18 protein-coding genes are annotated in these 17,985 nt (G+C 64.8%); 9 read left to right on the top strand and 9 right to left on the bottom strand.

Annotation, left to right across the window (positions count from 1 at the left end):
- Window positions 1–129: 129 nt before the first annotated feature.
- Window positions 130–600 (top strand): methylated-DNA--[protein]-cysteine S-methyltransferase, encoded by a 471-nt coding sequence (locus HDG34_RS05255; protein ID WP_090801634.1) that lies wholly within the window; start codon window positions 130–132, stop codon window positions 598–600.
- A complete protein-coding gene (xerD, locus tag HDG34_RS05250) occupies window positions 597–1,553 on the top strand; it encodes a site-specific tyrosine recombinase XerD (protein WP_184058235.1) in 957 nt (318 codons plus the stop codon). The genes HDG34_RS05255 and xerD overlap by 4 nt, the downstream gene beginning before the upstream one ends.
- Before the next feature lie 33 nt (window positions 1,554–1,586).
- Here xerD and HDG34_RS05245 read toward each other — a convergent pair whose 3' ends face one another.
- Window positions 1,587–3,149: a class I adenylate-forming enzyme family protein gene (locus HDG34_RS05245; RefSeq protein ID WP_184058233.1), complete on the bottom strand. Its 1,563-nt coding sequence runs from the start codon at window positions 3,147–3,149 to the stop codon at window positions 1,587–1,589.
- Window positions 3,150–3,299: 150 nt separating this feature from the next.
- Between HDG34_RS05245 and ybaK the strand changes: the two genes are divergently transcribed.
- Both ybaK and plsY read left to right on the top strand, forming a co-directional pair.
- Window positions 3,300–3,791, top strand: a complete 492-nt coding sequence (gene ybaK / locus HDG34_RS05240) for a Cys-tRNA(Pro) deacylase (protein WP_090801630.1) — start codon at window positions 3,300–3,302, stop codon at window positions 3,789–3,791.
- 142 nt (window positions 3,792–3,933) lie between these two features.
- On the top strand, window positions 3,934–4,569 hold the full coding sequence (gene plsY, locus HDG34_RS05235; protein ID WP_184023064.1) for a glycerol-3-phosphate 1-O-acyltransferase PlsY: 636 nt from the start codon (window positions 3,934–3,936) through the stop codon (window positions 4,567–4,569).
- A gap of 93 nt (window positions 4,570–4,662) precedes the next feature.
- On the opposite strand, the gene HDG34_RS05230 is transcribed toward plsY, so the two are convergent.
- Complete coding sequence (locus tag HDG34_RS05230; RefSeq protein ID WP_018421633.1) at window positions 4,663–5,148, bottom strand: YajQ family cyclic di-GMP-binding protein; 486 nt, start codon at window positions 5,146–5,148, stop codon at window positions 4,663–4,665.
- A gap of 283 nt (window positions 5,149–5,431) precedes the next feature.
- On the opposite strand from HDG34_RS05230, the gene murB reads away from it, so the two are divergent.
- Window positions 5,432–6,472 (top strand): UDP-N-acetylmuramate dehydrogenase, encoded by a 1,041-nt coding sequence (gene murB, locus HDG34_RS05225; RefSeq protein ID WP_184058231.1) that lies wholly within the window; start codon window positions 5,432–5,434, stop codon window positions 6,470–6,472.
- A gap of 135 nt (window positions 6,473–6,607) precedes the next feature.
- Here murB and argF read toward each other — a convergent pair whose 3' ends face one another.
- Window positions 6,608–7,537, bottom strand: coding sequence for an ornithine carbamoyltransferase (argF, locus tag HDG34_RS05220; RefSeq protein ID WP_184058229.1), 930 nt, complete (start codon window positions 7,535–7,537; stop codon window positions 6,608–6,610).
- Window positions 7,538–8,042: 505 nt separating this feature from the next.
- Here argF and HDG34_RS05215 point away from each other — a divergent pair.
- Window positions 8,043–8,390, top strand: coding sequence for a DUF3579 domain-containing protein (locus HDG34_RS05215; protein WP_008923011.1), 348 nt, complete (start codon window positions 8,043–8,045; stop codon window positions 8,388–8,390).
- Between the two features lie 157 nt (window positions 8,391–8,547).
- Here HDG34_RS05215 and rpsT read toward each other — a convergent pair whose 3' ends face one another.
- Entirely contained in the window at window positions 8,548–8,826 is a 279-nt protein-coding gene (gene rpsT, locus HDG34_RS05210) for a 30S ribosomal protein S20 (RefSeq protein WP_027198671.1), read from the bottom strand.
- A gap of 508 nt (window positions 8,827–9,334) precedes the next feature.
- On the opposite strand from rpsT, the gene murJ reads away from it, so the two are divergent.
- Window positions 9,335–10,885: a murein biosynthesis integral membrane protein MurJ gene (murJ, locus tag HDG34_RS05205; RefSeq protein WP_184023068.1), complete on the top strand. Its 1,551-nt coding sequence runs from the start codon at window positions 9,335–9,337 to the stop codon at window positions 10,883–10,885.
- 5 nt (window positions 10,886–10,890) lie between these two features.
- On the top strand, window positions 10,891–11,733 hold the full coding sequence (locus HDG34_RS05200; protein ID WP_184058608.1) for a SirB1 family protein: 843 nt from the start codon (window positions 10,891–10,893) through the stop codon (window positions 11,731–11,733).
- Window positions 11,734–11,860: 127 nt separating this feature from the next.
- Here the strand turns inward: HDG34_RS05200 and HDG34_RS05195 are convergent, their stop codons facing one another.
- The 5 genes from HDG34_RS05195 to lpxK form a co-directional block, all read right to left on the bottom strand.
- On the bottom strand, window positions 11,861–12,619 hold the full coding sequence (locus HDG34_RS05195) for a 3-hydroxyacyl-CoA dehydrogenase (protein ID WP_090805443.1): 759 nt from the start codon (window positions 12,617–12,619) through the stop codon (window positions 11,861–11,863).
- 260 nt (window positions 12,620–12,879) lie between these two features.
- Window positions 12,880–13,545, bottom strand: coding sequence for an adenylate kinase (gene adk, locus HDG34_RS05190; RefSeq protein WP_184058227.1), 666 nt, complete (start codon window positions 13,543–13,545; stop codon window positions 12,880–12,882).
- A 211-nt stretch (window positions 13,546–13,756) separates the two neighbouring features.
- The gene (gene kdsB, locus HDG34_RS05185) at window positions 13,757–14,554 is read right to left on the bottom strand and encodes a 3-deoxy-manno-octulosonate cytidylyltransferase (protein ID WP_184058225.1); all 798 of its coding nucleotides are present in this window, start codon (window positions 14,552–14,554) and stop codon (window positions 13,757–13,759) included.
- Window positions 14,555–14,760: 206 nt separating this feature from the next.
- The gene (locus HDG34_RS05180) at window positions 14,761–14,964 is read right to left on the bottom strand and encodes a Trm112 family protein (RefSeq protein WP_007180583.1); all 204 of its coding nucleotides are present in this window, start codon (window positions 14,962–14,964) and stop codon (window positions 14,761–14,763) included.
- Complete coding sequence (gene lpxK, locus HDG34_RS05175; RefSeq protein ID WP_184058223.1) at window positions 14,945–15,961, bottom strand: tetraacyldisaccharide 4'-kinase; 1,017 nt, start codon at window positions 15,959–15,961, stop codon at window positions 14,945–14,947. Before lpxK ends, HDG34_RS05180 begins: the two co-directional genes overlap by 20 nt.
- Window positions 15,962–16,509: 548 nt before the next feature.
- Here lpxK and xseA point away from each other — a divergent pair.
- Complete coding sequence (gene xseA / locus HDG34_RS05170; protein ID WP_184058221.1) at window positions 16,510–17,889, top strand: exodeoxyribonuclease VII large subunit; 1,380 nt, start codon at window positions 16,510–16,512, stop codon at window positions 17,887–17,889.
- Window positions 17,890–17,985 lie beyond the last annotated feature (96 nt).

The raw sequence follows: 17,985 nt of genomic DNA, 5'->3' as shown, positions 1-17,985 counted from the left end.
GCGGCAACCCCAGTTCTGAATTTCATTCCAGGGGAATGCCCACTATCGGCCGTCCCTTGGGGGACCGCCGATAGTGGGCATTCGCACGTGCGTTCCATATGTAAACAGACCCTAGAGGAGCAGGCAATCATGTTCAACGCAGTGATCGATGCGCCGTTCGGCAAGATCGGCATCCGGCTCGAAGGCGAAGCCGTGCGCGAGATCGTCTATCTGCCCGACTCGACGCCCAACGTCGCGCCCGACACGCCGCTCGCACGCGAGGTGGCCGAACAGATCGAGCGTTATTTCGAGCACGCCTCAGCGAAATTCGAGCTGCCGCTCGCCGAGTGCGGCACCGCGTTCCAGCGGCGCGTGTGGCAGGCGATCAGCGACATCCCGCCCGGCGTCGTGCTGACTTACGGACAACTCGCGAAGCAGCTCGGCAGCGTGCCGCGCGCGGTCGGCCAGGCGTGCGGCGCCAATTTCTTTCCGATCGTGATTCCGTGTCACCGCGTGGTGAGTTCGAGCGGCATCGGCGGCTTCGCGCATGATGGCGGCGACGGCTTCTTCCGCAACGTGAAGCGCTGGTTGCTCGCGCATGAAGGTGTGCCGTACGTATGAGCACGAGCACCACCACCAATACCGCCGTATACGTCGAAGACACAGCCGCCGCATCACCGCTGCTGCTGACCAGCTCCGCATCGATCGACGCCTTCTGCGACGCGCTGTGGCTCGAGCATGGCCTGTCGCGCAACACGCTCGACGCGTATCGCCGCGACTTGCGGCTCTTCTGCGAATGGCTCGCGCACGCGCGCAATGCTTCGCTCGACACCGCGAGCGAAGCCGACCTGAGCGCCTACAGCGCGGCGCGGCAAAAGGACAAGGCGACTTCGGCGAACCGCCGGCTGTCGGTGTTTCGCCGCTATTACGCGTGGGCGGTGCGCGAGCATCGCGCGGCCGCCGATCCGACCTTGCGCATCCGCTCGGCGAAGCAGCCGCCGCGATTTCCTTCGACGTTGAGCGAGGTCCAGGTCGAAGCGTTGCTCGGCGCACCCGACATCGACACGCCGCTCGGCTTGCGCGATCGCACGATGCTCGAGTTGATGTACGCGAGCGGCTTGCGCGTGACCGAACTGGTCACGCTGAAAACCGTCGAGGTGGGACTCAACGAAGGCGTCGTGCGCGTCACTGGCAAGGGCTCGAAGGAGCGGCTGGTTCCGTTCGGCGAAGAGGCGCACGCGTGGATCGAGCGCTATCTGCGCGAGGCGCGCCCGGCGCTCCTCGGCCCGCGCGCGGCCGATGCGCTATTCGTGACGACACGCGCGGAAGGCATGACGCGCCAGCAGTTCTGGAACATCATCAAGCGACACGCGCAGGCCGCGGGCGTCCATGCGCCGTTGTCGCCGCACACGCTGCGGCACGCGTTCGCGACCCATCTGCTCAATCACGGCGCGGATCTGCGCGTCGTGCAATTGCTGCTCGGTCACACCGATATTTCGACGACGCAGATCTACACGCACGTCGCGCGAGAGCGGCTGAAATCGCTGCATGCGCAGCATCATCCGCGCGGGTGAGCACGACGTGAAGCGCGCGGGTGCCCGCGCGCTTCACACGAACTCGCGTAACCGGTGCTTGAGAATCTTGCCGGTCGATGCGGCCGGCAGCGCCGCGAGCACCTTCAGCTCGGCTGGCCGCTTATACGGCGCGAGCCGCTCGCCGCACCACGCGATCAACTCCGCGGGCGTGACCGTCGCGCCGGAAACCAGTTCGACGAACGCGATCACCTCCTCGTTGCCCTCGACCGCGCGTCCGATCACCGCCGACTGCACGACCTGCGGATGCGCGTTCAGCACGTGCTCGACCTCGGCCGGATACACGTTGAAGCCCGAGCGGATGATCAGCTCCTTGCTGCGCCCGACGATATGCAACGCGCCGTCCGCGGCCTGCCGCGCGAGGTCGCCGGTCTTCAGCCAGCCATCCTCGGTGACGCTCGCGCGAGTCTGCTCGGGGTTGCGGTAATAGCCGAGCATCACGTTCGGCCCGCGCACCCATAGCTCGCCGATCTCGCCCGGCGCGGCTTCGGCGCCGTCGAGCCCGACGAACTTCACTTCGACGCCCGGAATGACTTCGCCGACCGAGCAATCGGCGCGCGGCGCGTCGACCATCGTCTGCGACACGGTCGGGCTGCTTTCGGTCATGCCGTAGCCGTTGTGCAGCGGCAGACCGTACACCGCTTCGGCCTGCGCCTTCAGCGCGGCGTCGAGCGGCGAGCCGCCCGAGTACGCGAAGCGCAGTCGCGGCGCGGACCATGCGTGGCCGTGCGTGTGCAGATGTTCGAGCAGCTTCGCGTGCATCGCCGGCACGCCCTGGAAGATCGAGACGTGCTCGGTGGCGAGGGCGAGGCGCACCGCTTCCGGCACGAAGCGCGGCGCGAGCCGCAACGTCGCGCCCGCACGCAGGCTGCCGAGACACACCGACGCGAAGCCGTACACATGCGAGATCGGCAGCACCGCATAGACGACGTCGTCGGGCCCGACCTGGCGCAGCCGGCTCGACACGGCCGCGATGTACAGCAGATTGCGATGCGACAGCATCACGCCTTTCGGCGTGCCGGTGGTGCCGGTCGTGTAGATCAGCGCCGCGCATTGGCGGTCGCTGGCGGCTTCGACGGCTTCGGCTTGCACGCTGCTGTCCACAGCATACGACCATGCGCCGATGTCCGGCGACAGCGTGGGTGCGTGCGTCGCTCGATGCCGCTCAGCATGCTGGCGTGCGTCGGGCGAGCTTTCGAGCACATACGCGACGACGCGCGGTTGCGCATGCGCGCGGATCGAATCGAGTTCGGCGGCCGACAGTCGGGCGTTCGACACGAGCGCCCACGCATCGAGCTTCGCGGTCGCGAACAGCAGCACGATTTGCGCGATGCTGTTCTCCGCGACGATCATCACGCGATCGCCGCCGCGCACGCCCCAGTCGCGCAGCAGCGCGGCGGCCGCATCGACGGCCTCGCGCAGTTGCGCGTTGGTCAGGCGGCGCGCATCTTCGATCAACGCGACATGCCGCGGATCGCGTGCGGCGGCGAGCGCCGGAATGTCGCCGATGCGCGCGGGCAGGGCGGCGAGCAGCGCGGGGATATCGATCGTGGAACGGATGGATGAAGCCTGCTTCAACACTGTCTCCTCTTTACCAATTCGTAGCCTGCGCGCAGTATCTCGCACCACGCCGGCATATTTTCGAACGATCGTGCCACAAGTGTCGAACCCGCACAATTGGCCATCCGGCAAATAGCCGTTGTGCAAACTCGCCATTACAATGCGCCGATGAGCAAATCCAGACATGTGTCGGAAACACCCGCCACGCAGCTGCTGCGCCGTCACGGCGTCACGTTCGGCGAGCATCCTTACGACTACGTCGAGCATGGCGGCACCGCGGAATCGTCGTGCCAGCTCGGCGTTGACGAGCATCACGTCGTGAAGACGCTGGTGATGGAAGACGAGCACGCGAAGCCGTTGATCGTGCTGATGCACGGCGATCGTACCGTCAGCACCAAGAACCTCGCGCGGCAGATCGGCGCGAAGCGCGTCGAGCCGTGCAAGCCCGAGGTCGCGAACCGGCATTCGGGTTATCTGATCGGCGGCACGTCGCCGTTCGGCACGCGCAAGCAGATGCCGGTGTACGTCGAATCGACCATTCTCGAGATGGACAAAATCTGGTTGAACGGCGGGCGGCGCGGCTTTCTCGTCAGCATCGAGCCGAAGGTGCTCACCGATCTGCTCGCGGCGAAGCCGGTGCAATGCGCGAGCGTGGACTGACGCCGATGAGCGGGTTGACGTTTGCCTGAATGTTTTTCGCGCGGACGCGTTCGGTAAAATGTGCGCCGCCCTGATTCGACGGGCATGCCCTGTTGCGGTTGGGGTATCGAATGTCAGACCGCGATCCTTATAAGAGTCCCAGATGCAAAACCTGATCGTCGCTGTCGTTGCCTATCTGATCGGTTCGTTGTCGTTTGCCGTGATCGTGAGCGCCGCGATGGGTCTCGACGACCCGCGCTCGTACGGCTCGGGCAACCCGGGCGCCACCAACGTGCTGCGCAGCGGCAGCAAGAAGGCCGCGATTCTGACGCTGATCGGCGACGCCTTCAAGGGCTGGCTGCCGGTATGGCTGGTCGTGCATTTCGGCGCGCGTTACGGGCTCGACGAGCGCGCGATCGCGATTGCGTCGCTTGCGGTGTTTCTCGGTCACCTGTATCCGATTTTCTTCCGCTTCAAGGGCGGCAAAGGCGTCGCGACCGCCGCGGGCGTGCTGCTCGCGATCAACCCGACGCTTGGCGTCGCGACCTTGCTAACCTGGCTGATCGTCGCGTTCTTTACGCGCTACTCGTCGCTCGCGGCGCTGTGCTCGGCGCTGTTCGCGCCGCTGTTCTACGTGTTTCTGTTCGGGCCGCGCATCGTCGCGCTCGCGGTTCTGGTGATGAGCCTGCTGCTCGTGTGGCGGCATCGCGGCAATATTGCGAAGCTGATGCGGGGGCAGGAGAGCCGTATCGGCGACAAAAAGAAGGCAGCCGGTCCGGCGGCGGGCAACGATCTTTGAAGTGGGCTGAGCGCTTCGCCCGGCCCGATGGCCCGATGCGAAGCGCTTCCGGGTCCGCGTGAGGCTCGTTGCAAGCCAGGCGCGCCGTGCCGCTTAGTCGCGGAAGTTGTTGAAGTCGAGCGGCGTGTCGGTCACGTCCTTGCGCAGCATCGCGATCACGCTTTGCAGATCATCGCGCTTCGCACCGGTGATGCGCACCGCATCGCCCTGAATGCTCGCCTGCACCTTGATCTTGCTGTCCTTCACCAGACGCACGATTTTCTTCGACAGATCGCCCGAGACGCCCTTCTTGATCTTGATGACCTGCTTGACCTTGTCGCCGCCGATCTTCTCGATCTTGCCGTAGTCGAGGAAGCGCACGTCGACGTTGCGCTTGGCCATTTTCGACAGCAGCACGTCCTTCACCTGGCCGAGCTTGAAGTCGTCGTCGGCGTACGCGGTGATTTCGTTTTCCTTGTGTTCGACGCGCGCGTCGGACCCCTTGAAGTCGAAACGCGTCGAAATTTCCTTGTTGGACTGCTCGATCGCGTTCTTGACTTCGATCATGTTCGCTTCGCAGACGACGTCAAACGATGGCATTGCTTTCTCCCAATAGTGCGGCAGTGCGCGACACAGCCGGTCGGCTGAGCGCGAGGCACTCGCTATAATCACGGACCGGACGTCATTTTACCGACGCCGCTCTCTTTTGCCCAAGGCCGCCGCGCGGCGTCGCGACGGCGGGCAATCCCGCGTCGGGCGGCGCCGCTCGTGTCGTCAGGCGCGTCATTGGTGGTTTTTGTCGTTTCCTGTTGCTTCCCGTCGTTGCCCTGTTGCCATTCCGATGTCCCAATCCGCTCTTGCCGCTCCCGCTGTCGCGTCCCTCATGGCCGGCTATCCGCTGAAGGCCCACAACACCTTCGGCTTCGACGTGCGCGCGCAGTTCGCGTGCCTGATCGAGCGTGAGGAACAGTTGCTCGCCGCGGTGCGCGATCCGCGCGTCGAGGGCCTGCCGCGCCTCGTGCTGGGCGGTGGCAGCAACGTCATGCTGACCGGCGACTTCGCCGGGCTCGTGCTGCTGGTGGCGCTGCGCGGGCGCCGCGTGGTGGGCGAGGATCAGGATGCGTGGTATGTCGAGGCGGCTGGCGGCGAGCCGTGGCACGAGTTCGTCGCGTGGACGTTGGCGCAGGGCATGCCCGGCCTCGAGAATCTCGCGCTGATACCTGGCACGGTCGGCGCGGCGCCAATCCAGAACATCGGCGCGTACGGGCTCGAAATGTGCGAACGCTTCGCGTCGCTGCGGGCGATCGAGCTCGTGACCGGCGAGGCCGTCGAACTCGACGGCGATGCGTGCCGGTTCGGCTATCGCGACAGCCTTTTCAAGCGGGAAGGGCGCGAGCGCTTCGTGATTGCGTCGGTGACGTTCCGTTTGCCGAAGGCGTGGCAGCCGCGCGCGGGCTACGCGGATCTCGCACGCGAGCTGGCGGCGCGCGGCCATGCGGCGAGCGCTGGCCAAGCCGAGGGTGCGGCCGCGCAGCCGACCGCGCAAGCCATTTTCGATGCGGTCGTCGCCGTGCGGCGTGCGAAGCTGCCCGATCCGCTCGAACTGGGCAACGCGGGGAGCTTCTTCAAGAATCCGGTAATCGATGCCGCCCAGTTCGAGGCGCTGAAGCGTCGCGAGCCGGAAGTCGTGTCGTATGTGCAAGCGGATGGGCGGGTGAAGCTGGCGGCCGGCTGGCTGATCGACCGATGCGGCTGGAAGGGCCGCGCGATGGGCGCGGCGGCCGTGCATGAGCGACAGGCGCTGGTGCTGGTGAATCGCGGTGGCGCGAGCGGCACGGAAGTGTTGGCGCTGGCACGGGCGATCCAGCACGACGTGTTCGAGCGATTCGGCGTGGAACTGGAGGCGGAGCCAGTTTGCCTGTGAGCGGCAGTTCTCTCTTTTCGCGCTGAGTTGCCCCGCGGAGCGTCGCCGCCGACGAATGCAAAAGGCGCCGGGAGTTTCCTCCCGGCGCCTTTTTTGTGCCCGCGGTTCCGGCGCGTGTATGGACCAGCGGCTCGCTCAGTGATTGAGCTTGCCGAGCAGCAGGTATTCCATCAACGCCTTCTGCACGTGCAGACGGTTTTCCGCCTCATCCCACACGACGCTCTGCGCTCCGTCGATCACTTCCGCGCTGACTTCTTCGCCGCGATGCGCGGGCAGGCAGTGCATGAAGAGCGCGTCGGGATTCGCGCGCGCCATCATGTCGGCGTCGACGCACCAGTCTGCGAAGGCCTTCTTGCGCGCTTCGTTCTCGGCCTCGAAGCCCATGCTGGTCCACACGTCGGTGGTGACGAGATCGGCGCCCGTGCAGGCTTCGTTCGGGTCGTCGAATTCCTCGTAGAACGACGCGCTTTGCGCCGCGACGAGCGCGCGGTCGAGCTTGTAGCCGGGCGGCGTGGAGAGGCGCAGCCTGAAGCCGAGAATCTGCGCGGCTTCGATCCACGTGTACAGCATGTTATTCGCGTCGCCGACCCACGCGACCGTCTTGTCGCGAATTGGACCGCGATGCTCGAAGTACGTGAAGATGTCTGCGAGCACCTGACACGGGTGGTATTCGTTCGTGAGCCCGTTGATCACCGGCACGCGCGAATTCTCGGCGAAGCGCTGGATGATGTCCTGGCCGAACGTGCGGATCATGATGATGTCGACCATGCGCGAGATGACCTGCGCGGCGTCTTCGATCGGCTCGCCGCGGCCGAGCTGCGTGTCGCGCGTGCTCATGAACACGGCGTGGCCGCCCAGCTGGAAGATGCCGGCTTCGAACGACAGGCGCGTGCGTGTCGAATTCTTTTCGAAGATCATCGCCAGCGTGCGGTCATGCAGCGGGTGATAGGTCTCGTAGTTCTTGAATTTGCGTTTCAGGATGCGCGCGCGCTCCAGCACGTACTCGTAGTCTTCCAGCGAGAAGTCCTTGAACTGCAGGTAGTGGCGAATTTTCTTGGCGGTCATGAAACAAATACGGCGGTCTCACCCGGCAGGGTTGCCGGACTGCGCCGCCGTCGGTTTGGTGGTAACTCCATGCAGCATAAAGGATTTCGCCTCGTTTGACGAGTCGGCGGGAGGGCGCAGAAAGCGATTCGAAAGCGTCGTATCGGGCTTCGCGGGGTCGTCGGAAGGCGCTTGTGTGCGCTGCGGAAAAGGGCCCGCTGCGCTATAATCTGCGGGTTATCCCAAAGCCCAGCAGGCCGGCGTTTCGCTTGAAGAAACGCGGCTCGCGCGGCGCGGAAAGCCTGTCACGGCGTGGCCGTCATGACAGACGCCAGAGCGGTTCAGCCGGTTCGCCGCAGCGGTTCTCGTGGTGCGGTTCGTCATTGTTGCGTTAGCGCCAGATCCCACGCACGTCGCAGGTGGCTGCAAGCGCTTGCCGTACATGCCGCTTGCGGTGAGTTCGAGCGTACAACTGGCGTCGCCGGTTGGTCGTCATTCCGCTGGGCAGTCACACAGGTATTTCTACATGGCCGAAGCAGCTCCAATCGAATATTTCATTCAGGGCATTACGTCGACCGGAAAAAAATTTCGGCCGAGCGACTGGTCGGAGCGGCTCGCGGGCGTCATGTCGTCGTTCGGGCCCGGCGTGAGGAAGGGGCCGAACGCCTATATGCAGTACTCGCTGTACGTGCGGCCGACCATGATCGGCGACCTCAAATGTGTGATTCTCGATTCGCGGCTGCGCGACATCGAACCAATGGCCTTCGATTTCGTTATGAACTTCGCGAAAGACAACGACCTGCTGGTCACCGAGGCGTGTGAGCTGGAACTCGAGCATGCGCCTGCGCCGCAAGCCAAACGGCACGTCATCTGATGTAAGTCGACCGGATCGGCAAAAGCAAAAAAACCAAAACCCGCAAGCAGCGGGTTTTTTTGTGGCTGGCAATTCAACCAAAACAAAAAAGCCCGCCAAAGCGGGCTTCTTGTGCAGCGGAAACAGGAGGTAGCCCGCCGAAGCGGGCCGACCGGAATTACTGCGCTGCGGGCGCTTGCAGACCCTTGACGGCTGCAGCGAGGCGGCTCTTGTTGCGAGCTGCCTTGTTCTTGTGAACGATGTTCTTGTCGGCGATGATGTCGATGGTCTTCGACGATGCCTTGAAGATTTCGGCGGCCTTAGCGTGATCGCCTGCGTCGATTGCCTTGCGGACAGCCTTGATAGCCGTGCGGAACTTCGAGCGCAGTGCCGAGTTGTGCGAGTTTGCCTTCGCGGCCTGGCGGGCGCGCTTGCGTGCTTGTGCGGAGTTAGCCATGACGGTTCCTTATCCTGTTCCTGTTTCCAGTACCCGGCCTTCAATGATGAGGCGAGGTGCTGCTTCTCGATCCGAACCCTTGGAAGCGATTGCCCAAGGGCGCAAAAGTGTCGAAAAAATCGATCGAACTACGCGAAGGCGGGCCCGTGTTTCAAGGCATCCGGATGTATTGACAGGCGGCGCTGCGCCAACCTGAGAACCGCGTCCGAAGACCATTCGAAAACTGAGCAAGCTTCGAAACCGACGATTATAGCAACAAAATCAGGCACGTGACAACGGAAAACACGCGCCGGCGCCACAATGACCGGAGCGGCGTCATGTCGGCGCGTATGTGCTGGCCCTCCTGCGAGGGCGCCGATGGAAGGCGGGGGCGCTGCCGGGAAGACCGCAGAAAACACAAAAAATCGCGCTTTCCAGCCGATCGCGGCGAACGTCCGCGTGGCAAATCGGTCCGAATCGCGTTCTGGCTCGTCGCCCGCATTGGCGGGACCCGTATAATAAGCGCCCCATGAATCTATTACGAGCCCTGCTGACGGTCAGCGGCTTCACGCTGCTGTCGCGCGTGACCGGACTGGCCCGTGAAACGTTGATCGCCCGTGCGTTCGGCGCCAGTCAATACACCGACGCTTTCTACGTCGCCTTTCGCATTCCGAACCTGCTGCGTCGCATTTCCGCCGAAGGCGCGTTCTCGCAGGCCTTCGTGCCGATCCTCGCGGAGTTCAAGAACCAGCAAGGCCACGACGCCACCAAGGCGCTCGTCGACGCGACCTCGACCGTGCTCGCGTGGGCGCTCGCCGTGCTGTCAGTGATCGGCGTGGTCGGCGCGTCGGGCGTCGTGTTCGTCGTCGCGTCGGGCCTCGCGCACGAGGGCCACGCGTACCAGCTTGCGGTCGCGATGACGCGCATCATGTTCCCATACATCATTTTCATCTCGCTGACGTCGCTGGCGTCGGGCGTGCTGAACACGTACAAGAACTTTTCGTTGCCCGCGTTCGCGCCCGTACTGCTGAACGTCGCGTTCATCGTCTCCGCCGTATTCCTCGCGCCGCGCCTGCAAACGCCGGTCTATGCGCTCGCCTGGGCAGTGATCGTCGGCGGCGTGCTGCAATTCGTCGTGCAGCTGCCGGGCCTCAAGAAGATCGACATGGTGCCGCTCATCGGCCTGAACCCGCTGCGCGCGCTCGCGCATCGCGGCGTAAAGCGGGTGCTCGCGAAGATGGTGCCGGCGATGTTCGCGGTGTCGGTCGCGCAGATCAGCCTGATCATCAACACCAACATCGCGTCGCACATCGGCCCCGGCGCGGTGTCGTGGATCAACTACGCCGACCGGCTGATGGAGTTTCCGACCGCGCTGCTCGGCGTCGCGCTGGGCACGATCCTGCTGCCGAGCCTGTCGAAGGCGCACGTCGATGCCGACTCGCATGAGTATTCGTCGCTGCTCGACTGGGGACTGCGCGTCACGTTCCTGCTGGCCGCGCCGAGCGCGATCGCGCTGTTCTTTTTCGCCCAGCCGCTGACAGCGGTGCTGTTCAACTACGGCAAGTTCGACGGCAATGCGGTCGTGATGGTGAGCCGCGCGCTCGCCGCCTACGGAGTCGGCCTGATCGGCCTGATCCTGATCAAGATCCTCGCGCCGGGCTTTTACGCGAAGCAGGACATCAAGACGCCAGTGAAGATCGGCATCGGCGTGCTGGTCGTCACGCAGTTGAGCAACTACGTGTTCGTGCCGGTGTTCGCGCATGCGGGTCTCACGCTGAGCGTAGGGCTCGGCGCTTGCGTCAATGCGTTGCTGCTATTCATTGGTCTGCGCAAACGTGGCATTTATATGCCGTCGAGCGGCTGGCTCAAGTTTTTCGTGCAGTTGCTTGGGGCGTGCCTCGTGCTCGCCGGCGTGATGCGCTGGCTCGCGATCAGCTTCGACTGGATCGGCATGCATACCCAGCCGGTCAGCCGCATGGTGTTGCTCGGTGCGTGTCTCGTGCTGTTCGCCGCGCTGTATTTCGGTATGCTTTGGCTGATGGGCTTCAAGTACGCGTATTTCAGAAGGCGAGTGAAGTGATCACCATGTCGCGGGTTCTCGATTATTTCAGTACGCTCGTCGCCGAAGACGAGAGCCTGCCGCTGACCGAGACGGCGCTCTCGATCGCGCAGGATGCCTATCCCGACCTCGATCTGCAGTCGGTGCTCGCCGAGATCGACGAGCTGGTGCTGCGTCTGCGGCGCCGCATGCCCGACGATGCCGACATCCGTCAGAAGGTTGGCATCCTCAATCGTTTCTTTTTCCGCGAACTCGGTTTCGCGAGCAACCTGAACGATTACTACGACCCCGACAACAGCCATCTGAACGTCGTACTCAAACGTCGCCGCGGCATTCCGATTTCGCTCGCGGTGCTCTATCTGGAGATGGCCGAGCAATTCGGCGTTCCGGTGCGTGGGGTGTCGTTTCCAGGCCACTTCCTGCTGCGCGTGACGATGCCCGACGGCGACGTGATGCTCGATCCGACCAGCGGTCATTCGCTGTCCGAAGCGCAGATGGTCGAGATGCTCGAGCCGTACGTCGCGTCGGCTGGCGATTCGGTCGGGCGCGCGCTACGCATGCTGCTGCAACCGGCCACGCATCGCGAGATCGTCGCGCGGATGTTGCGCAACCTGAAGGCGATCTATCTGCAGACCGAGCGTTGGCAACGTCTGCTCGCGGTGCAGCAACGGCTCGTCATTCTGCTGCCGGACAATATCGAGGAAGTGCGGGATCGCGGTTTCGCGTATGCGCGGCTCGATTATCTACGGCCCGCGCTCGAGGACCTCGAAAGCTATCTCGGCGATCGCCCCGATGCGGAAGATGCCACCGTGGTCGAGTCGCAGTTGCATGAATTGCGGCAGCGCACGCGGCATGATGGCGGCGAATAGCGACGCGCGTTTTCACGCTGCATAAAGCACAAACGCCTGCACATGTCGCACATGCACAGGCGTTTTTTTATCACCGGGTGTAGGCCTTGGCCTAGCATCGGCGACCAGATCGATCGCTAAGCGATCCTCACTTCGGCTGCATGCGGATCGCGCCGTCCAGCCGGATCACCTCGCCGTTCAGCATCGGATTGTCGAAGATCTGCTTGGCGAGCATCGCGTATTCGGCCGGTTTGCCGAGGCGCGGCGGGAACGGCACCATCGCACCGAGCGCGTCCTGCACTTCCTGCGGCATGCCGAGCAGCATCGGCGTTTCGAAGAGGCCGGGGGCGATCGTCATCACGCGGATCGCGTTGCGCGACAGGTCTCGCGCGATCGGCAGCGTCATACCGACCACGCCAGCCTTCGACGCGGAGTAGGCCGCCTGGCCGATCTGGCCGTCGAACGCGGCGACCGATGCGGTGTTGATGATCACGCCGCGCTCGCCGTTGGCGTTCGGCTCGTTCTTCGACATTTGCACCGCGGCGAGCCGGATCATGTTGAACGTGCCGATCAGATTGATCGAGATCGTGCGCGTGAACAGATCGAGCGAATGGGGGCCATCCTTGCCGACGGTCTTCGCGGCCGGCGCGACGCCCGCGCAGTTGACGAGACCGCGCAGCGTACCGAGCTTCGTCGCGGCTTCGACGGCCTGTTGCGCGTCCTCTTCCCGGCTCACGTCGCATTTGACGAAAGCGCCGCCGAGTTCCTTTGCGAGCGCCTCGCCCGCGTCCAGATTCAGGTCGGCGAGGACGACTTTGCCGCCGTTCTCGACGAGCAGGCGCGCGGTGGCAGCGCCGAGCCCTGATGCGCCGCCGGTGATCAGGAACACGTTGTCACGAATTTCCATGTCTTCTCCTTTGCTACGGTTGTTCAGTGCGGTCTCGAGCGAAGCATTTTTCGACGACGATCGATTGTAGCGGCTGTGCTGCGCTGCGGAAAGCAAAGCGGGCGGCGGCATGCAAGCGCTATGGAAACCTAACTGGTTCCACTGGGCGTTCCCCACCGCTTGCCGCTTTTGGTTTGCGCACCAAGCCAAATAAAAAAACCCGCCCAACGTGGGCGGGTTTTGGTCAACGAAAACAGCGGTAATGTTTGGACCAAGCCGGCTTACTTCAGCGCGTCGAACGCGCGGGCGCGAATTTCATCGACGCTGCCGAGGCCCGAAATGCGGCGATATTGGGGCGCCTTCACCGAGCTCGACGTATCGCCGTTCTTCGCCCAGCCGTTGTAGTACTCGATCAGCGGCTTGGTTTGCGATTCGTACACTTCCAGACGCTTCTTGACCGTTTCTTCCTTGTCGTCGTCGCGCTGGATCAGCGGCTCGCCGGTCACGTCGTCGATGCCCTCGACCTTCGGCGGATTGAACGTCACGTGATAGGTGCGGCCCGACGCGGGGTGCGAGCGACGGCCGCTCATGCGCACGATGATCTCGTCGAACGGCACGTCGATTTCGAGCACGTAGTCGATCGCGACACCGGCCTGCTTCATTGCTTCGGCTTGCGGAATCGTGCGCGGGAAGCCGTCGAACAGATAGCCGTTCGCGCAGTCCGGCTGCCGGAGACGTTCCTTCACGAGGTTGATGATCAGCTCATCCGTGACGAGCTCGCCGGCGTCCATAAAGCGCTTTGCTTCGAGGCCGAGCGGCGTGCCGGCCTTGACGGCCGCGCGCAGCATGTCGCCGGTCGAAATTTGCGGGATGCCGAACTTTTCCTTGATGAAGTTGGCCTGAGTGCCTTTGCCGGCACCCGGTGCACCCAACAGGATCAAACGCATGGATATCTCCAGATCTATGTGAATTCTTTGTTGACGCGGCATGCTTCCCGGCGATTCTCGCAGGTTCCGCATCGGCTACCGTTGGCTACCTCGCGCTGCACGTCGAATACGACGGCGCTGCAAGATCCGCACGGCGCGACCGGGATAACCCGAGTGTCGCCTGCGCTGGGAGGCGCGCATAACCGTTCGATTATGCCACGGCTTCCCGCGCTCAAGACCCGAATAAGGCCCGTACGCGCGCGAGATCGGCGGGGGTATCGACCCCCGCCAACGGTACGTCTTGCGTGACGAGGACCGCGATGCGCTCGCCATGCCACATCGCGCGCAGTTGTTCGAGCGCTTCGACCTGCTCGATCGGCGAGATCGCGAGGCTCGGGTACGTGCGCAGAAATTTCGCGCGATACGCGTACAGGCCGATGTGCCGGTATACGACGGCGGGCGCGGCCGGCGTCGGCATCGATGCGACGTTGGGCCAGTGCGGTTGCCATGCGTCGCGCGCCCACGGGATCGGCGCGCGCGAGAAATACAGCGCGACGCCGCGCGCATCGGGCACGACCTTGACGACGTTCGGATTGAAAATTTCGGCGGGATCGGTGATCGGATGCGCGGCCGTCGCGATCGCGCAGTCGCTCGTCGTTGCCAGATGCGCGGCGACGCCGCGCACGAGCGCCGGGTCGATCAGCGGCTCGTCGCCCTGCACGTTGACGACGATCGTGTCGTCGCTCCAGCCGAAACGCGTCGCCACTTCCGCGAGACGGTCGGTGCCCGACGGATGGTCGGCGCGCGTGAGTACCGCGTCGAAGCCGTGGTCTCGCGCCGCGTCGAGCACTTCCTGCGCGTCCGACGCGACCAGCACCTGTTGTGCGCCCGATTCGCGCGCGCGCTCCGCGACGCGCACGACCATCGGTTTGCCGCCGATGTCCGCGAGCGGCTTGTTGGGCAGACGCGTCGACGCGAGGCGGGCCGGCACGACGGCGATAAACAACGAATGAGGGGTGGTGTGGATCATCGGATCAGGAACGGTCGGCGATCAGGCCGGAGGAAGAGGCTGCGCGCGCGACGCTCACGCAGGGTCGGACATGAGCCGGAGCGGCGAAAACGGCTGCGGATCGATTTTGGAGCGCATGCGGGTAGGGGGCGGTGGCATCGATGAAGCCTGCCTTGACCCGCGCGCGAGCGAGACGTCGCGGCGCCTCGGTGCCGCGACGCGGCGGGTCAGGCGACCGAGCCTGGATTCAGATCGACCGGCGTGCCTTCGACGGTCTGCCTCGCTTCGTCGACGAGCATCACGGGAATGCCGTCGCGGATCGGATAGGCGAGCTTGTCCGCGTTGCAGATCAGTTCCTGCGCGGCGCGGTCGTAGCTGAGCGGGCCCTTGCAGATCGGGCAGACGAGGATTTCAAGCAGGCGAGCGTCCACGGACTTTCTCCACAACTAATGCAGTGAGGCGGTGATCAAGCGCGGCTTCGACCGGGACTACCCAGATGCGCGCGTCGTGCCAGGCCCCCAATTTTACCGCATCCTTTTCCGTAATCAGGATCGCGTCGGCGTCGACGTCGGTGAACGGATTGCGCTCGAACGCGTAGTGGTCGGGCAGCGCGCGCGTCGTGGGCGCGAGGCCGGCCGCGCGCACTGTCGCGAAAAAGCGTTCCGGCGCGCCGATGCCGGCCGCGGCCAGCACGCGTTGACCGGCGAATTGCGCAAGCGGGCGGCGCAGCGCGGGATTGTCGAGATGCCACGCGTCGGCAGGGGCGAGCTGCAGTGCGAACGTATTCGGCCACGCGGGCAGCGTGCGCGCATACGGATCGTTGATCAGCGTCGCGTCGCGGCGGCGCGACAGCGGCTCGCGTAGCGGCCCGGCCGGTAGCAGGAAACCGTTGCCGCCGAGCCGGTGATCGAACACGACGAGTTCGACGTCGCGCGCGAGGCGATAGTGCTGCAAGCCGTCGTCGCTGACGATCACGTCGACGTCGCGATGCGCGGCGCACAGCGCCTGCGCGGCGGCGACGCGGTCCGGACAAACCCACACGGGTGCGCCGGTGCGGCGCGCGATCAGCAACGGCTCGTCTCCGCCGACCCGTGCCGACGAACCGGGCGTGACCCGGGTCGGCGTGCTCACGCGCGCGCCGTAGCCGCGCGACACGATGCCGGGCGTTAAGCCCGCGGCGCGCAACGCTTCGACCAGCGCGATGACGGTCGGCGTCTTGCCAGTGCCCCCGACCGTCACGTTGCCGACCACCACCACCGGCACGCCGACGCGCACCGATTTCAGCCAGCCGAGCGAAAACACGGCGCGGCGCGCGGCCGCGACTGCGCCGAACACGCAGGCGAGCGGCGTCAGCGCCCAGGCGAGCGGTCCACGTTGCTGCCATTCGCGCGCGAGGCGCGCTCCGAGACGGTCGCTGAGTTCGCTCATGGGCGGGTTGCGAGCACGGACTGCGCGCCGTGCGCACTACGCGGGATCAACATCAACGCGGTTCTCCGGGCAATCGAGTGCGAATACGGGTCGAAAAACGAGGTGCGAGCGGCGCGGCGAAAGGCCCGCGCCCAGTGGCCTCGGGCCGGGCAAGCTCTCCGCCGCGCTGCGCGATCGACATGCCGTCGAACCCGGCACTGTAGCGCGCGGGCGTCCCGCCCGGCAAGTCGCGTAAGGTCCAACGCGCGCCGCTCCACGCTATGTGCGGTTGCTCACAGTCTGTGGATAACTTTGTGGAGAACCTGCCGTCCGATCGTCCCGAAGGGCCATTCCGTGCGCTTTGGATCGTAGTACTCGCTCGCTATCGAGATGCAAACGCCATATAAATCAAGGCTCTGCCAGGAATTTATTGACGTTGGCGGGCGTTCTGGCGGAATTCGTCAGGCGGTTCCCGCCATGTGGACACTTTTAACAATCCTGCGATTCCGGCTGGACGCCGCTCTTCGCTCGGTCTATCGTCTGTCCGGCCAGCGCTATTTATTCCTTGCATGAACCCCGAAAATCCTTTTGCTTCTGCGGCCACACCTGGCGGTGAGGTCGTCGTTCCCGTCTCCGCGCTCAATCGCGCGATCGGCACGATGCTCGAACGCTCGTTTCCACTCGTTTGGGTCGCGGGCGAAGTGTCGAACTTCACGCGCGCCGCGAGCGGCCATTGGTACTTCTCGATCAAGGACGCGCAGGCGCAGATGCGCTGCGTGATGTTCCGCGGTCGAGCTCAGTACGCCGAATTCATGCCGCGCGAAGGCGATCGCATCGAAGTGCGCGCCCTCGTCACGATGTACGAGCCGCGCGGCGAACTGCAGCTTAATGTCGAAGCGGTGCGCCGCACCGGCCAGGGGCGTCTGTACGAAGCGTTTCTGCGGTTGAAGGCGCAACTCGAGGCCGAGGGGCTGTTCGCCGCCGAGCGCAAGCGCGCGCTGCCGACGCATCCGCGCGCGATCGGTATCGTCACGTCGTTGCAGGCGGCCGCATTGCGCGATGTGCTGACGACGCTGTCGCGTCGCGCACCGCATATTCCGGTGATCGTTTATCCGGCGCCGGTGCAGGGCGCGGGCGTCAGCGCGAAGCTCGCGGCGATGATCGAGGCGGCTGGCGCGCGCCGCGAGGTCGACGTGCTGATCGTGTGTCGCGGCGGCGGCTCGATCGAAGATCTGTGGGCGTTCAACGAAGAAGTGCTCGCGCGCGCGATTGCGGAAAGCGTCATACCCGTGGTGAGCGGCGTCGGTCACGAGACCGATTTCACGATTGCCGATTTCGCCGCCGACGTACGGGCACCGACGCCGACCGGTGCCGCCGAACTCGTCAGTCCACAGCGCGTCATGCTGCTGCGCGAACTCGATCATCGGCACGCGACGCTCGCGCGCGCGTTCGGCCGCATGATGGAGCGGCGCGCGCAGCAGCTCGACTGGCTGGCGCGCCGGCTCGTGTCGCCCGCCGAGCGGCTTGCTCGGCAGCGCACGCATCTGCAGCAGTTGCGCGTTCGGCTCGCGTCGGCGGGCGCCCGGCCGGTGCGCGACGCTCGTGCGCGATTTTCGTTGCTGCAGGTGCGCTGGCAACGCTGGCGTCCGGATCTCGCGGCCGAGCGCACGCGCGTCAACGTGTTGGCGCAGCGTCTGAATGCGGCGCTATCGCGCCGGCATGAACGACAGGTCGCGCGCATCGACATGCTCAGCGCGCGACTCGAAGTGCTGAGTCCACAGCGCACGCTCGAGCGCGGTTATGCGGCCGTGCTCGATGCGCAAAGCGGTCGGGCGATTCGCACGCCGTCGTCGCTGAACCCTGGACGTCGTCTGACGATGCATCTCGCCGAAGGCTCGGCCGATGTCGCGCTCGCCGACGTGCAGGCGCGTCTGACCAACGGTTTCTGACGTTTCGCCGGTGGGCGCGTGACGCCTGTTTACGGTCTTCCGATGAGCCGGGCACGCGCCATGCGCGCCCTTCTCATGGGCCATGCGCACGGCGTG

The sequence above is a fragment of the Paraburkholderia sp. HC6.4b genome, from assembly GCF_014200875.1.
Taxonomy (GTDB): Bacteria; Pseudomonadota; Gammaproteobacteria; order Burkholderiales; family Burkholderiaceae; genus Paraburkholderia; species Paraburkholderia tuberum.
The sequence above is the reverse complement of the archived record's forward strand: the minus strand, read 5'-3'. Positions and strand labels throughout refer to the sequence as shown.

Bases quoted from the DNA above. Each gene is read 5' to 3' on its own strand.
- HDG34_RS05255 (WP_090801634.1), top strand. From the start codon at position 130: ATGTTCAACGCAGTGATCGATGCGCCGTTCGGCAAGATCGGCATCCGG.
- xerD (WP_184058235.1), top strand. From the start codon at position 597: ATGAGCACGAGCACCACCACCAATACCGCCGTATACGTCGAAGACACA.
- ybaK (WP_090801630.1), top strand. From the start codon at position 3,300: ATGAGCAAATCCAGACATGTGTCGGAAACACCCGCCACGCAGCTGCTG.
- plsY (WP_184023064.1), top strand. From the start codon at position 3,934: ATGCAAAACCTGATCGTCGCTGTCGTTGCCTATCTGATCGGTTCGTTG.
- HDG34_RS05230 (WP_018421633.1), bottom strand. From the start codon at position 5,148: ATGCCATCGTTTGACGTCGTCTGCGAAGCGAACATGATCGAAGTCAAG.
- murB (WP_184058231.1), top strand. From the start codon at position 5,432: ATGGCCGGCTATCCGCTGAAGGCCCACAACACCTTCGGCTTCGACGTG.
- argF (WP_184058229.1), bottom strand. From the start codon at position 7,537: ATGACCGCCAAGAAAATTCGCCACTACCTGCAGTTCAAGGACTTCTCG.
- HDG34_RS05215 (WP_008923011.1), top strand. From the start codon at position 8,043: ATGGCCGAAGCAGCTCCAATCGAATATTTCATTCAGGGCATTACGTCG.
- rpsT (WP_027198671.1), bottom strand. From the start codon at position 8,826: ATGGCTAACTCCGCACAAGCACGCAAGCGCGCCCGCCAGGCCGCGAAG.
- murJ (WP_184023068.1), top strand. From the start codon at position 9,335: ATGAATCTATTACGAGCCCTGCTGACGGTCAGCGGCTTCACGCTGCTG.
- HDG34_RS05200 (WP_184058608.1), top strand. From the start codon at position 10,891: ATGTCGCGGGTTCTCGATTATTTCAGTACGCTCGTCGCCGAAGACGAG.
- HDG34_RS05195 (WP_090805443.1), bottom strand. From the start codon at position 12,619: ATGGAAATTCGTGACAACGTGTTCCTGATCACCGGCGGCGCATCAGGG.
- adk (WP_184058227.1), bottom strand. From the start codon at position 13,545: ATGCGTTTGATCCTGTTGGGTGCACCGGGTGCCGGCAAAGGCACTCAG.
- kdsB (WP_184058225.1), bottom strand. From the start codon at position 14,554: ATGATCCACACCACCCCTCATTCGTTGTTTATCGCCGTCGTGCCGGCC.
- lpxK (WP_184058223.1), bottom strand. From the start codon at position 15,961: ATGAGCGAACTCAGCGACCGTCTCGGAGCGCGCCTCGCGCGCGAATGG.
- xseA (WP_184058221.1), top strand. From the start codon at position 16,510: ATGAACCCCGAAAATCCTTTTGCTTCTGCGGCCACACCTGGCGGTGAG.